Genomic DNA, 14,488 nt, shown 5'->3' on the forward strand with positions numbered 1-14,488 from the left:
AGTTCAGTATTATTCGAAGTTACCGATCAATTGCCGCCTTCACGATTCTGTCGATACCTTTTGATCAATTCCCGTTTAAAGTCTTCTTCGGCCTTTAAAAGTGCAAAAGTCTTCTTTGGGGACAACAGGCCTTTTACTTTTCGTATCAGTTTTTCCTGTTCCTCGTGCTTTTCCGCTTCAAGATCCAGGTGTTTTTCGAGGAGTTTGTCCGCTTCGGCTTCCGATACTCCGTCCAAGTTCCTAAGTTTTGCCCTAATTTGGGTGCGTTCGGCCACTCTAAGGTCTTCCATTACCTTTTCATGCTCGTTATAAATGGGCCAAAAGGCTTGGGCTTCCTTACTGGTCAAATTCAACCGCTCGGTGATAAAAGCGACCTTCAGGGATTTTATCTTATCCCTTACCGGCCGATTTTGGGCGAAGCCTACGGTACAGCACAGCAGCAGCGCCAGCGCCAGTATTGTTTTAATAGATTTCATCATCTTCTAAATTTAATTCTTCAAAATCATCTATGTTTTCGTCGATATAGTCAACGATATTTTCTTCTTCCAAGGACGCTTTCATAAAATCGTCCATGTCCACATCCTCCAAGGGCAATACCTCCGCAATTTCAGAGGGGCTAAGGCCAACATCGTGGTTTTCAAAATAGATGTCGATGTCAGAGCTGGCAATGTCCTGAAAGGTTAACGGTTCCTGGCTTTCCCAATTCAATCCGACAACGGCCACAATAATGGCCGCAATGGCAGCTGCGGCAAGGTAGTACTTGCGGTAAGGGCGCAATGGAATTACCTTGCTTTCCGGTTCGCTTATTTTTTGCGATAGCTGTTGTTGCAGCTGGTCAAAATAGTCCTCAGGGACCACGAACCCATCTTCCTTGGGCAGGTCGTGTTCTTCCGATACCGCCTCGATCCGGTGCATCAAACGTTCCTGAAAATTATCAAAGTAACCTTCGGGAACGGCAAAGCCTTCCTTTTTATCTTCCAATTCGTCCATTATCGAACATGTCTTTTTATTCGTTTCGTTACGAGGTGGTTTTTAAAAACGCCTCTATTTTTTTTGCCGCCAAATGATAGGAGGCTTTTAACCCTCCGACCGATGTTTCCAGAATTTCCGAAATCTCCTCATATTTCAATTCCTGAAAGTATTTCATGTTGAACACCAATTTTTGTTTTTCCGGTAATGTGGCAATGGCCTTTTGAAGTTTAAGCTGAATGGCTTCCCCTTCAAAATAAACATCTGCCTGAAGATTGGCTATCATTTGCTCCTGCAACTGTCCATCGCTCAATCCCAATTTTTTTGATTTACTTTTTATAAAACTCAACGCCTCGTTGGTGGCGATGCGATACATCCAGGAATAGAGTTTACTTTCTTGTTTAAAACTTCCAATATTTTTATAAATCTTAATAAAGGTGTTCTGCAATACATCATCGGCATCTTCATGGTTCAATACAATACGCCGGATATGCCAGTACAGTCTTTTTTGATAGGTCTGCACCAACTGTCCAAAGGCCTTTGATCGGGTCTGTTCGTCAGTTAAGGCTGCTATTAATTGTTTTTCGGCCAACAACGGTTGTTTGCTTGAATTCTACTTTTAGACTTGAATTTAATAAAAAGGTTTAATAAGGCCCTGATTAAAAGAATGTTTTGGGCAATTCATCGGAATAATATGGTGTTCACCGTGGTATTAGGCGCCTAACGATTGCATGGTCACCAATTTTTTATAGGTGCCATTGGCCGCAACCAATGCTTCGTGGGTGCCTTGTTCCACAATTTCCCCTTTTTGAAGGACTACGATAGTGTCGGCGTTTTGAATTGTCGATAGCCGGTGCGCGATTACGATGGAAGTTCGGTTGCGCATCATTTTTTCCAGGGCATCCTGTACCAAACGTTCACTTTCGGTATCCAGGGCGGATGTGGCCTCGTCCAAAATCATGATCGGTGGGTTTTTCAATACCGCACGGGCTATGGAAAGCCGCTGCTTTTGTCCGCCGCTGAGTTTATTGCCGCTATCTCCGATATTGGTGTCGTATCCCTTAGGAAGTTCGTTTATAAAATCATGGGCATTCGCAATTTTAGCGGCTTCCATGATTTCTTCTTGGGTAGCATTTTCTTTTCCAAGTCCTATGTTTTTGGCCACCGTGTCATTGAACAGTATAGAGTCCTGGGTCACCAACCCGAGCAGGCCTCTTAACGACTTTTTTGTAAGCTGTTTGATATCGGTGCCATCTATTGCGATGCTTCCCTCATTGACATCGTAAAAGCGGGTCACTAAATTGGCAATGGTGCTTTTGCCGCTTCCCGACTGCCCGACCAGGGCCACGGTATGCCCTTTTGGTACCTGCAGGTCGAAATGCCGCAATACAAATTCATCTTCATATTTAAAGGACACATCGGTAAGGGTGATTCCCGTCTCAAAATGTTCTTTTTCAAGCGCATCGGGCACTTCGGAAATCGGGTTTTCGGTCTCCAATATTTCCAGTACCCTTTCAGCGGCCGCATTCCCTTTTTTAACCCCATAGGAGGCTTTACTGATGGCCTTGGCAGGAGTAAGGATATTGTAGGCCAATCCCATATAGGCTATAAAAGATGAGGCGTCCAATGTTTCGTCTACCAGCACCATTTTTCCGCCAAACCAAAGCAGCACGCCAATAACCAATATCCCTAAAAACTCCCCGGTCGGGGATGCCAGGTTTTGACGGTTGAGCAAACTGTTCGAATATTTAAAAAAGCGTTTGGTAGAACCACTAAAAACCTTGTAGAATCTAGATTCGGAATTAAAAGATTTAATCACTCTAAGACCACCAAGTGTTTCTTCTACTACGGATAGAAACTCTCCTTGCTCTTTTTGAACATTATCGGATTTCTTCTTTAGGGATTTTCCTATTCTCGATATAATACTTCCAGCTACGGGAATAAAAATAAATACGAACAAGGTTAACTTTCCGCTTATTCCAAACATAATCAATATGGTGAACACAATGGTCAACGGTTCTCTCACGATAAGTTCTAAAACAGAAAGGAAGGAATGTTGGATTTCAAGCACGTCGGATGTTATCCTAGCGATTACATCCCCTTTTCTTTTTTCGGAATAATAGGAGATTGGAAGATCCGTGATCTTCTTGTACATTTTATTTCGAATGTCCTTTAAAACCCCATTCCTAAGGAATGTAATAAAGTACATTGCCAAATAATTGAAAACATTTTTGAAAAGAAAAAGAACAAGAACGAGCCCGATTACAAGAATGAGCCCCTTCATTTCATCATCACCGGAATACTGGGTTACCCAGTAATTCATATAATCTTGAATATAGTCTTTGATAAAACGAAAACCTTTATAGACAGGGGCCGTATTCACTTTTTTGCTTTTATCGAAAAGCACATCCAACATGGGAATCAATGCAGCGAAAGAAAGCGCACTAAACAATGCATATAGCACGTTAAAGAAAATATTCAGGTAACCGTACTTCCGGTAAGGCTTCGCAAAGCGAAGGATCTTTTTAAAATAGTTCATTAACCCAAATTGAGTTCGGCAACGATGCGTGCTATTTTATCGTTGAGCTCGCCGTCCGTTGCCTTAAATTCCGAAGCATTTTCCATAACCGTGTTGGTACTGATGTAGAACTTCACTTTTGGTTCCGTACCGCTCGGCCTTGCCGCGATTCGGGTACCATCTTCCGTTTCGTATATCAATACATTGCTATTGGGGATATCCATGGTTTTTTCTTCACCGCTAAGCACATTTTTGGCAATGCCCGTATTGTAGTCTTCGATCCACTTAACTTTTGAACCGGCGACCGATACCACGGGGTTTTCCTTGAAATCGATAAGCATTTGCTTTATTTCTTCGGCGCCACTGATTCCTTTTTTTGTCAACGATATCAGTTTTTCCTTGTAAAAACCATAAGCAACATAACAGGATATCAGGTCTTCGAAAAAAGAGCTGCCGTTGGCTTTTGCCCGTGTTGCGATTTCACATGCCAGTAGGGTAGCGGTCACGGCATCCTTGTCACGTACAAAATCACCGACCATATACCCGAAACTCTCTTCTCCACCTCCTAAAAATTCCGACTCGGGAAAATCCTTGATCATTTTACCGATCCATTTGAAACCGGTCAACGCGGTTTTGAATTCAACGCCGTACGATTTTGCCATGGCCTCCATCATTGGGGTGGATACAATGGTGGTCGCGATAAATTCATTGCCTTTGAACCCTTTGTTTTTTCTTTTTTTCAGCAGGAAGTCCGTCATCAGTACCATGGTCTGATTTCCATTTAAAATTTCCATTTTACCGTCCAGGTTGCGTACCGCAATTCCTAGGCGGTCGCTGTCAGGGTCGGTACCCACTACCATATCGGCACCTATCGCTTCAGCCTTTGCTATGGCCATGGAAAGGGCCTCCGTTTCCTCTGGGTTGGGAGAGTCAACGGTAGGGAAGTTTCCGTCGGGTTCGGCCTGCTCCTCGATAATGGTAACGTTCTTATACCCCGCTCTTTTTAAAACTTCAGGTATTGCGGTTATGGAGGTACCGTGCAAGGAGGTGAACACTATTTTAAAATTATCTTTTCCGTCCGCATTAAAGCTGCCATTGGCGACTGAGGCGGTAATAAAGGCTTCGTCCACTTCCTTGTCGATTAAGGAAATAAGTTGTTCGTTGGCCTTGAAGTTCACATCCTCATAGGACAACGCATTAATTTCTTCGATAATGGCCCCATCCTGTGGCGGTACAATTTGTCCGCCATCGGTCCAATACACTTTATAGCCATTGTATTCCGGAGGATTGTGCGAGGCCGTCAATACAATACCGGCTTGACATTTTAAATGCCTGACCGCAAAAGATAGTTCCGGGGTGGTGCGCAATTCCGAGAACAGAAAGACCTTGATTCCATTGGCGGAGAACACTTCGGCCACGGTCCGCGCAAGCGTATCACTGTTGTGACGACAATCGTAGGCTATAACGACTTGTATGTCGGTATCCGTGTATGTTTTTTTTAAATAGTTGCTCAGGCCTTGGGTGCTTTTTCCTAGCGTGTATTTATTAATACGGTTAGTGCCAACCCCCATGATGCCACGCATACCACCGGTACCAAATTCCATGTTTTTATAAAAACGATCCTGTAATTCTTCGGTGTCATTTTCGATCAGTGCGGAGATTTCTTTTTTGGTGTCGGCGTCAAAAAAGTCGGTAAGCCAGCTTTTGGCGGTATCTAAAATTGTATTCATCATCGTTTTGCAACAAGGTTATTCTTCAAAAATACAAAGAATTTTAGCGCGCGGTTTGGAGCGGTTCAATTTCTTCGGCGATACTATAGCGGTTACCGTTGGTTTTGGAACGGATAACGATTTCCCCTAAAAATCCTGCCAAAAAAAGCTGTGTACCGAGGAGCATGGCCGTAAGCGCAATAAAAAACTGGGGCCTATCGGTAATCAATCTTCCGGTTTTATTGATGAAGAGTTTGTCTATTCCCAAATACACCGAAAATCCGAATCCGATAATGAACATGACCACCCCCCAAGCCCCGAACAGGTGCATGGGCCGTTTACCAAATTTGGAAACGAACCAAATGGTGATCAAATCTAGAAAACCGTTAATGAACCGTTCCATGCCAAATTTGGTTTTCCCATATTTACGGGCCTGGTGTTGTACCACTTTTTCGCCGATTACCCCAAAACCGGCATTTTTGGCAAGTACAGGGATATAACGGTGCATTTCTCCCGAGACTTCAATGGTTTTTATAACTTCTTTTCGATAGGCCTTTAGTCCACAATTAAAATCGTTCAGTTGTACTCCCGAGGTTTTTCGGGCCGCCCAATTGAACAGTTTGGAAGGGAGGTTTTTGAAAAGAATGGAGTCGAAACGTTTTTTTTTCCAGCCCGAAACCAAATCGTATTTTCCAGTTACGATCATGTCGTACAATTCCGGAATTTCTTCGGGATTGTCCTGGAGGTCCGCATCCATGGTAATAACAACATCGCCCATGGCCGCTTTAAAGCCTGCATGCAATGCTTGTGATTTTCCAAAGTTCCTTAGAAATCGTATTCCCCTGACCGAAGGATCTTTCCGGGAAAGCTCGGATATGATATTCCACGAATTGTCGGAGCTCCCGTCATCTATAAAAAGAATTTCATAGGAGAAGCGATGCTCCTGCATGACGTTCACGATCCATTTGTGAAGTTCTGTAAGGGACTCGTCCTCGTTCAATAAGGGAATTACAACGGATAGGTTCATTCAGTATAACTGACGGGTATAATGACTACAACGGTCTGCGTAAACAAAATAGCAATAATGTGCACCTGCAGTATACCGTATTTTCAAATATCGCTTCAAAAATACGATTTTGAACTTAATCTTGTACGTTTTGTTTTTTCATGATAAGCCCCGCAATTAAAGATATGATGGAGCCAAAAAACAAGCTGGCCACCAGCCCCATAACGGCCATTACAGAGGGTTTTGTGAACATGCGTATCGTTTTTTCACCTTGGGCGATTTGTTCATCGGTCAAGGTGGGGTTTTGTTGTATCATTTCTACTTTGCTCCTTTCTACAACGTTCTCCATAAAGTCCGGTTCGATTACGTTCATGAAAACCATTTGCCACAACACCCCTACAATACCGGCAATGACGGCGATGCCCAATCCTACTTTCATAGCCTGTCCCAAACTAAGAAAACCGGCATTTGCTTTTTTAAATTGATAGATTCCTATGGATATCACACTGATCATGATGATAACGCTTACTAAATTTACGGCCCATCCACGCTCATAGTGAAGGTTTTGAGAATAGAGGATAAGGCCTAAGGCGACGCTTATTGCGGACAATATAAGCCCGTATACAAGTCCGAATTTCCCGGTTTTTGGTGGTGTTGTTTCCATTTTTATAGTTGTTGTTTCAAGGCATTAGTATCAAAAAAGGATCTTCGGTTACAAATAACGGCTTAAATTTTGGTTTTTCTTTTTGGCTATTGTATTGCGTGTTTCTGAAAATTAACTAAATTTGCAGTCCAAAAATAGTGCCTGTCGGAATGGGCGCGATAAATGTTACTACAATGAAAAAAGGGATACACCCGGAAAGCTATCGTTTGGTCGCTTTCAAAGACATGTCCAACGACGATGTGTTCATTACAAAATCAACAGCTGAAACGAAGGAAACCTTAACGGTGGACGGCGTTGATTATCCGTTGATAAAACTCGAAATTTCACGAACATCGCATCCATTTTATACTGGAAAAGCGAAATTCTTGGATACTGCCGGACGAATCGACAAGTTCAAAAGCAAATACGAAAAGTTTAAAAAGAAACCTGCCAAAGTGGAGGAGGAAGCTCCAAAGGAAGAGGGTAAATAATATTTTTGACACATTTTACAGTAAAACGCCTTCGAAATTCGAAGGCGTTTTTTGTATGTTTCAGAAAGATTGTTCCGGTCATGATTTTGTATGTTATACCATTTTTCATTTAAAATTGTATAATACGCCATTTAGCGAAACGCACTTATGTTCGGTAAGGGCTTGATGTTGCCATTTTCCAGAGCAGCTTTACTATTTTTGTCGCAAACATTTGATACTTATGAATTACGTCCTTTTTGATGGGGAAGTGCGAAACAACCTATTACCGTTTACCTTTACCCGGCCCGTTGCCGATATTCGTGTTGGAATATTGACCATACGCGAAAAATGGGAGCGTTATCTTGGGCAAGCGATCAGTACAAAAACGGAGGACTATCTCTCCGAGAAATATCCCTTAAAGGCGGGGCGTACCAATACGATGATCAATGCATCGTTTTTGCCGAATCCCGATCTTATCCGTCAGGTAAACGCCTTGAAGGAAAAAGAGGCTTTGCTTTGGGATGGAGTGGTGGTGGCCTATCGAACGGAATCGGTAAACGATTCCTTTGTTTTGACGGACTTTAACTGTATCGCCGTTAACGAAGTACCCTTGCGAATTATGCATACCTGGGATATTTTTTCCAAAAATGAAGATGCGCTCCAGGCCGATTTCGATATGATTACCAAAGACCGAAAAAGCGCGCCCATTTCCCCGACCAATAGCCTTATCAATCCCGACCAGATTTTTTTGGAAGAAGGTGCCAGCGTGGAGCATAGTATTTTGAACGCAACGGAAGGTCCTATATATATTGGAAAGGACGCTCAAGTGTGGGAAGGGAGCCTTATTCGCGGTGCTTTGGCGCTTTGCGACAACGCAACGGTAAAAATGGGGGCCAAAATTTATGGTGCCACGACCATCGGTCCGTTTGGGAAAGTATGTGGCGAGATCAGTAATTCCGTATTGTTCGGCTATTCGAGCAAGGGACACGAAGGATACCTGGGAAATGCGGTATTGGGGGAGTGGTGCAATATTGGTGCGGATAGCAACAACTCCAACCTAAAGAATAATTACGCCAAAGTGCGTTTATGGAACTACGCTACCGAGAAATTTGAGCACACCGGGCTACAATTTTGTGGTCTGATGATGGGCGACCATAGTAAAACTGCCATCAATACTATGTTCAATACCGGTACGGTAATAGGGGTAAACTGTAATGTATATGTTCCCGGATTCCCAAGAAATTTTATTCCCAGTTTTAGTTGGGGCGGTGCCTCTGGCTTTAGTACCTATCCTACGAACAAGGCTTTTGATACCGCAAAGGTAATGATGGCCCGAAGGGCAGTGGAGTTCGATGCCGTTGAGGCCAGAATTTTGGAGCATGTTTTTGATGAAACCCGTAAATGGAGAAACTATGACAACTGATCTATTTGTTTTTTGGCAATCCGCTGTCGTAGTAAGCGGTATCGGGACTTTAGCGAATCGCAATATTGAAACCCTTTTGTTGATATAATGAAAAAGAAAGTCGCATTCTATACCTTGGGTTGTAAGCTCAATTTTTCGGAAACCTCTACAATCGCCAGAGGTTTTGAACAGGAAGGTTTTGATCGGGTTGCATTTGACCAACCTGCCGATATGTATGTGATCAATACCTGTTCGGTTACGGAAAATGCGGACAAACGCTTTAAGACTATCGTAAAACAGGCCCAAAAAGCTAATCCCATGGCTTTTGTTGCGGCGGTAGGGTGTTATGCCCAGTTAAAACCGAACGAATTGGCGGCAGTGGACGGTGTAGATCTAGTTTTGGGCGCTACCGAAAAATTTAAGATCACCGATTATATCAACGACCTGAGTAAAAATGACTTTGGTGAAGTGCATTCCTGCGAAATTCAGGAAGCGGATTTTTATGTGGGCAGTTATGCGATCGGCGATCGTACGCGCGCGTTTTTGAAGGTGCAGGACGGTTGCGACTATAAATGTACCTATTGCACCATACCCTTGGCCAGGGGCATATCGCGTAGCGATACCTTACAGAATGTGCTGCAGAATGCAGCCGAGATTTCAAGCCAGGGAATTAAGGAAATTGTATTGACCGGTGTAAACATAGGGGATTATGGCAAGGGAGAGTTCGGGAACAAAAAACACGAACATACGTTTTTAGATCTGGTCAAGGCCTTAGATCGGGTAGCGGGCATAAAGCGTTTGCGCATTTCTTCTATAGAACCGAACCTGCTCCGCAACGAAACCATCGATTTTGTAGCCAAGAGCGAGGCATTTGTACCCCATTTTCATATTCCTTTGCAGAGCGGTAACGATGCTATTTTAAAACAGATGCGGAGAAGATACCTTACCGAGCTGTATGTCGATAGGGTACATCGGATTAAGCACGTTATGCCCCATGCCTGTATCGGCGTGGATGTAATCGTTGGTTTTCCCGGCGAAACGGACGAACAGTTTTTGGAAACCTATCATTTTCTCAATGACCTGGAGATTTCCTACCTCCACGTATTTACATATTCCGAACGCGACAATACCGTTGCCGCAGAGATGAGCGAGCCAGTAGCACCGGAAATCCGCCGGAAGCGTAGTAAAATGCTACGGGGACTTTCCGTAAAAAAAAGAAGGGCTTTTTATGAGGGGCAATTGGGTACGACGCGTACCGTGCTTTTTGAAGGGGAAAACAAGGAAGGGTACATTCATGGGTTTACGGAGAACTATGTAAAGGTAAAGGCCCCTTGGAATCCCGACTTGGTGAATACATTACATGAGGTGAAGCTTTTGCGGATCGATGAGGATGGGCTTGTCCGTTTTGGGTGGATGGCCGCCGTAGTGGAGTAAATCGCAAATAGGTGCCAATAAAAAAACCTCCACGTTGGAGGTTTTTTTAAAATCGTTCATCAGGTCCTTAGATGCGGATGCCCACTGGCAACATTTCCTTATACTGCCTATTTTTTCTTAGAAATCCAGCAATTTGCGGACTTGTGGGAACCACTCTTAAATTTTGGTCCTGGATATGATGTAAAACCGATTTGATAAAATCTTCCTTAAAGGATTCTCTTTGGATTTCCTCAGGAATCACCAGCTTTGTTAAAAAGACCTTACGTTCTTGAGAGGAATACTCAATTTTAGCCAAATGTCCATCAACATTTGTTTCAAATTGGCGCAAGAAACTGTTGTCTTTAATTTCTACTTCATTCATATAGTGTGATTTTAAAATTGGTCTTAGACAAAAAAATCACGACAGATCAATCGTAATTTCGAAAATGTTGTAATAAAGTTAAAACTGAGGGATTATCTTACTTTCAATGCAAAAGTACTTAAAAAAATGCTAAATTCCTAGTAAAATCATAAGCTTTGTAGTGCAATGACCGATATTACCCATGTCTATTTTATGCCCGGAATGGCGGCCAACCCCTCGATTTTTAAGCATATTCGACTGCCAAAAGATCGGTACCGCCAGCATTTGCTTTCGTGGTTCGTACCAAAAAAGGGAACTACACTATCCGAATATGCCGAAGAAATGGCGCAACAGGTCGAACATGAGAATTGTGTTTTGGTCGGCGTATCTTTCGGGGGGCTGTTGGTACAGGAAATGGAACCCTTTGTTAAGCCTAAAAAAGTTATCGTCGTTTCCAGTGTAAAACACGAGTCGGAACTTCCAAAACGGATGCTGTTCGCAAAATATACCAAAGTCCATAAGTTATTGCCGACCGGCTTGGTGAACAACGTAGAACTGCTTGCAAAATACGCCTTTGGCGAAACCGTACCGAAAAGACTTGCGCTGTATGAGGAGTACCTTTCCATAAGGGACAAATATTATATCGATTGGTCCATTGACCAAATTGTAAATTGGAAGCATAAAAGTCCTATCGACAATCTTGTTCATATCCACGGCGACAAGGATGCCGTGTTTCCCATTGCAAATATTTCTGAATGTATCCGGGTCAAAAACGGTACGCATACCATGATCATTCACCGGGCCAAATGGTTTAATGACCACTTGCCCACAATTATTTCCGAATAAAAAAGTTGTAATACTATAAGGGTAACATACCTTTGGGTAATTCTAAAACATAGCGATGAAATTTTTAAAAAATACTTTAATGCTACTGGGCGTTTTTTTCGTCATCAGTACGCTTGTTTTTGCCGTTCAGGAAAGCAGACAGGACACAGTGGAAAATGACGATGACGAGAAGGATACAACGGTAAATACGGGTGCTTATCAAATAACGGCCATCGATATTCCTGCCGATCTCAACTTTGCAGGGGAGACGGTTCCTTTGGACGACCCTGAGGTTTTGGAACGGGTAGACCGGGAGTTTCTGGTAAACACCTATTGGCAGTCCAATGCGGTATTGCTTATGAAACGCGCACACAAATACTTCCCTGTTATTGAACCGATTTTGGCAAAAAATGGTATTCCGGACGATTTTAAATATTTGGCCGTCGCGGAGAGTGGTCTGCAGAATGTGGTGTCGCCAGCGGGTGCTACCGGCTTTTGGCAAATTATGAAAGCGACCGGTCGTGAGTACGGGTTGGAGGTCAATAGTAACGTTGATGAACGGTACCATTTGGAGAAGGCCACCGAGGTCGCCTGTCGTTATCTTAAAAAGTCAAAGGAACGTTTTGGTACTTGGACCCTTGCCGCGGCTTCGTACAATGCCGGACCGGGATCGATCAATAAGTTTTTGGGTGTACAAAAAGCCGATAGTTATTACGATTTGTTGCTGGGCCAAGAGACCGGCAGGTACGTTTTTCGCATTATGGCGATCAAGGAAATTTTGAATAGTCCAGAAAAATATGGTTTTTTAATAGAAGAGGAAGACATGTACAATGCGGTGCCGACCTTTCAGGTGGAAGTGGACGAACCCGTTTTTAGTTTTGCGGACTTTGCCAAGGAGTACGAGATCAGCTATAAAGTGTTAAAAAGGCACAATCCGTGGTTACGACAGCCGCATTTGAACAATGCCTCTAAAAAGAAGTACACCATCCAAATTCCCAATAAAGGCTATTACAAGTAGCCGAACACCGGAACACTTTCATACCATTTTTGAGGGGTAATTTTAAGGTAGAAATGGTATAAATGAACAATGGCAAGTAAAGCCATAATCGCTTTCGAACACGCGGTCAAAAAGTGCTATGGATACAGTACCTATGTTGCCGCTTGGCATGCGTAAATGGATTGGAAAATAAGTAGCGGGAAAAGACCGAAATTCAAGTTATCTACTGGAGCACTATATTTTTTTCATTTGGTCCTTCATCATTTTGATCTGCTCCGTAAGCATATTGTTTTTATCCAGTTTTTTTGCTTCCTGCAGCAGGGTAGTAGCTTCACGTTTGCGTCTTTTTTGCATCGCAATTCCTGCAAGGCTCAATTTGGCCATTGCCACATCATAATCCATGGTAAGTCCCAGTTTGAGGGCTTTTTTAAAGAATTTCTCGGCCTGTGTCAAGTTCTTTTGGGAATGGATGATCCCGTGAAGGTAATTGTAATACCCCTGTTGCTTGACGGTAAGGGCAGCCTCGGGTTTGTTGATCTTATCCAGCCACTTTTGAGTACCGATAAGGTCTTGTTTTCGCATTCTTAGGAATGCCAACAAAATCATCTCGTTCCTGAAATAGAGAAAGATGAAAATACCTGAAAGCAGTAACAAAAAAATACCGTTACCGATGTTTCCCTCTATAAATTGATACACTGCATAGCCAATGATCAAGGCCGCAATGACCAACTTAATATTTTTATTGAACATGTATTAGTTGTTGATTAATTGGTAGGTAACGGTCGATTTGATCTTTGTGGGTATGATCTGGTCGCCCAATTGCGCCATGGTGGCCGATCCTTCGGCCAAACCTTCTACGGTCATCGTTTTTACGAAGCCCGAATTGCGGTCGGTGGTCACCGTGGTCTGTTGTTCACCGTTCAGGGTCATTGAGGTCGTCGGTTCGGAAACTTCCATCACCACGTCCGCCGAACCACTGATTTCCGCATCCGTGTCGGATACTGCGGTAAGCGTCCACAGGTTTTTGGCCGTCAATTTGCCAACGTATTCGTTTTCCCAAGTATCGCCGATCTGCACTCCCTCTGACGGATAAATAAAGGTCATCTGCTCGTAGCTGTTGGAAAGCGCTTCCGAACCAAATTCTTTTTCCAACGACTTCTTCATCATGTTTAATGAAAACTCGTCCTCTATGCCGGAGGCCTCGGCCATTTTTAAAACCAAACTATCCCCGCCGATCACCTCTATGATCGCGCCTGTCTTGGATAAGGTCATGGTCACGGGAATATCCAAAAGACTATGGAACATCTCCGATTGCATATCACCTTCTTCAACTTCCTTTGCCTTAACGTTCATTAGCTCTCCCTGTATGCTGGAGGTCATTTTCATATTGAGGTCTTTAAAACGTAAGGCGATCTCAAAGTTGCCGTCCGTTTCCCCGATTACCTTAAACTCTATGACACCATTGATACTGTTTCTTATTTCGTGTACGGCGCCATCCATATTTTGGGTAATCACCTGTTCAGCATCTTGTTGAATGGTAAATACTTCGTCTTTTTTTAAGTCGTAGCCAAGGGTGGTCTGGGAAAACCCTAAGGTTCCCAATACCAAGATAAAAAAGGTGGTAACGGCGAATTTCATTTGTAATGCTATAGGTTTTTAAAATCATGCAAAAGTAATAAAAACAAATCGAATTTTCCCCTTGTGGGGTCTATATTCACGGGTATGATGGTCTTTTTTAGGAGGGATTTTACATGATAACAAACCTTAATCGTCATCGCCATCCAGTCGAGTTGTGCATTGCGTCACAAAAAGTGGAATTCTTACAAACATTTTGCGCATTGCGTTTGGCAATGCAAAAACTCTTTGTATATTTGCGGCCAGTTTTACGGTATGGATGTGAAATGCCAACGTAAATTCGGTTTAACACAATTCTATAGCAAATGCCCGGAAGTAAAAGAACATATCAGCCATCAAAACGAAAAAGAAGGAATAAACATGGGTTTAGGGAACGTATGGCTTCTGTCAACGGCAGAAAGGTGCTAGCGCGCCGACGGGCCAAAGGAAGAAAGAAACTCACTGTATCCTCAGAACCGAGACACAAAAAATAATGCAAAATTATTTTTAAAATATAAATGGTGTTACTTTTTTAAAAGTAGCACCTTTTTTTTGCGCTGA

Annotated in this window: 16 protein-coding genes; 6 read left to right on the plus strand and 10 right to left on the minus strand. The window is 43.0% G+C overall.

The genetic code is table 11. The features are described 5' to 3' along the window. Positions 1-26: 26 nt before the first annotated feature. The 7 genes from ACRD7P_RS09780 to ACRD7P_RS09810 all read right to left on the minus strand — a co-directional run bounded on the left by ACRD7P_RS09780 (position 27) and on the right by ACRD7P_RS09810 (position 6,866). Positions 27-479 carry a hypothetical protein gene (locus ACRD7P_RS09780; protein WP_430907373.1) on the minus strand — a complete coding sequence of 151 codons (453 nt, stop codon included), beginning with the start codon at positions 477-479 and terminating at the stop codon, positions 27-29. Continuing rightward, positions 463-990, minus strand: coding sequence for a hypothetical protein (locus ACRD7P_RS09785; RefSeq protein ID WP_430907374.1), 528 nt, complete (start codon positions 988-990; stop codon positions 463-465). Before ACRD7P_RS09785 ends, ACRD7P_RS09780 begins: the two co-directional genes overlap by 17 nt. A 28-nt stretch (positions 991-1,018) precedes the next feature. After that, positions 1,019-1,564, minus strand: coding sequence for an RNA polymerase sigma factor (locus ACRD7P_RS09790; RefSeq protein ID WP_430907375.1), 546 nt, complete (start codon positions 1,562-1,564; stop codon positions 1,019-1,021). 117 nt (positions 1,565-1,681) lie between these two features. Then, positions 1,682-3,508, minus strand: a complete 1,827-nt coding sequence (locus tag ACRD7P_RS09795) for an ABC transporter ATP-binding protein (RefSeq protein ID WP_430907376.1) — start codon at positions 3,506-3,508, stop codon at positions 1,682-1,684. Further along, on the minus strand, positions 3,508-5,217 hold the full coding sequence (locus ACRD7P_RS09800; RefSeq protein ID WP_430907377.1) for a phospho-sugar mutase: 1,710 nt from the start codon (positions 5,215-5,217) through the stop codon (positions 3,508-3,510). Before ACRD7P_RS09800 ends, ACRD7P_RS09795 begins: the two co-directional genes overlap by 1 nt. A gap of 43 nt (positions 5,218-5,260) precedes the next feature. Then, positions 5,261-6,223, minus strand: a complete 963-nt coding sequence (locus ACRD7P_RS09805) for a glycosyltransferase family 2 protein (RefSeq protein WP_430907378.1) — start codon at positions 6,221-6,223, stop codon at positions 5,261-5,263. Positions 6,224-6,338: 115 nt separating this feature from the next. Further along, positions 6,339-6,866 carry a DUF4199 domain-containing protein gene (locus ACRD7P_RS09810; protein ID WP_430907379.1) on the minus strand — a complete coding sequence of 176 codons (528 nt, stop codon included), beginning with the start codon at positions 6,864-6,866 and terminating at the stop codon, positions 6,339-6,341. A gap of 173 nt (positions 6,867-7,039) precedes the next feature. Between ACRD7P_RS09810 and ACRD7P_RS09815 the strand changes: the two genes are divergently transcribed. From ACRD7P_RS09815 to mtaB, 3 genes are all read left to right on the plus strand, one after another. After that, positions 7,040-7,336 (plus strand): type B 50S ribosomal protein L31, encoded by a 297-nt coding sequence (locus ACRD7P_RS09815; RefSeq protein ID WP_430907380.1) that lies wholly within the window; start codon positions 7,040-7,042, stop codon positions 7,334-7,336. A gap of 220 nt (positions 7,337-7,556) precedes the next feature. Further along, positions 7,557-8,738 carry a GlmU family protein gene (locus ACRD7P_RS09820; protein ID WP_430907381.1) on the plus strand — a complete coding sequence of 394 codons (1,182 nt, stop codon included), beginning with the start codon at positions 7,557-7,559 and terminating at the stop codon, positions 8,736-8,738. 87 nt (positions 8,739-8,825) lie between these two features. Further along, positions 8,826-10,151, plus strand: a complete 1,326-nt coding sequence (mtaB, locus tag ACRD7P_RS09825) for a tRNA (N(6)-L-threonylcarbamoyladenosine(37)-C(2))-methylthiotransferase MtaB (protein ID WP_430907383.1) — start codon at positions 8,826-8,828, stop codon at positions 10,149-10,151. 67 nt (positions 10,152-10,218) lie between these two features. On the opposite strand, the gene ACRD7P_RS09830 is transcribed toward mtaB, so the two are convergent. Further along, a complete protein-coding gene (locus ACRD7P_RS09830) occupies positions 10,219-10,512 on the minus strand; it encodes a GNAT family N-acetyltransferase (protein WP_430907384.1) in 294 nt (97 codons plus the stop codon). A 165-nt stretch (positions 10,513-10,677) separates the two neighbouring features. On the opposite strand from ACRD7P_RS09830, the gene ACRD7P_RS09835 reads away from it, so the two are divergent. Continuing rightward, the gene (locus ACRD7P_RS09835) at positions 10,678-11,337 is read left to right on the plus strand and encodes an alpha/beta fold hydrolase (RefSeq protein ID WP_430907385.1); all 660 of its coding nucleotides are present in this window, start codon (positions 10,678-10,680) and stop codon (positions 11,335-11,337) included. 55 nt (positions 11,338-11,392) lie between these two features. Next, the gene (locus ACRD7P_RS09840; protein WP_430907386.1) at positions 11,393-12,334 is read left to right on the plus strand and encodes a transglycosylase SLT domain-containing protein; all 942 of its coding nucleotides are present in this window, start codon (positions 11,393-11,395) and stop codon (positions 12,332-12,334) included. Between the two features lie 213 nt (positions 12,335-12,547). Here the strand turns inward: ACRD7P_RS09840 and ACRD7P_RS09845 are convergent, their stop codons facing one another. Together ACRD7P_RS09845 and ACRD7P_RS09850 are read right to left on the minus strand one after the other, a co-directional pair. Then, positions 12,548-13,063, minus strand: a complete 516-nt coding sequence (locus tag ACRD7P_RS09845) for a DUF2892 domain-containing protein (protein WP_430907387.1) — start codon at positions 13,061-13,063, stop codon at positions 12,548-12,550. Positions 13,064-13,066: 3 nt separating this feature from the next. Then, the gene (locus tag ACRD7P_RS09850) at positions 13,067-13,951 is read right to left on the minus strand and encodes a DUF6263 family protein (RefSeq protein ID WP_430907388.1); all 885 of its coding nucleotides are present in this window, start codon (positions 13,949-13,951) and stop codon (positions 13,067-13,069) included. A 302-nt stretch (positions 13,952-14,253) separates the two neighbouring features. Here ACRD7P_RS09850 and rpmH point away from each other — a divergent pair, with 302 nt between their 5' ends. Next, positions 14,254-14,421, plus strand: a complete 168-nt coding sequence (gene rpmH, locus ACRD7P_RS09855; protein ID WP_430907389.1) for a 50S ribosomal protein L34 — start codon at positions 14,254-14,256, stop codon at positions 14,419-14,421. The last annotated feature ends 67 nt before the right edge of the window (positions 14,422-14,488 follow it).

Origin of the sequence: Maribacter sp. 2-571 (genome assembly GCF_050589625.1) — a bacterium.
Classification (GTDB): domain Bacteria; phylum Bacteroidota; class Bacteroidia; order Flavobacteriales; family Flavobacteriaceae; genus Pelagihabitans.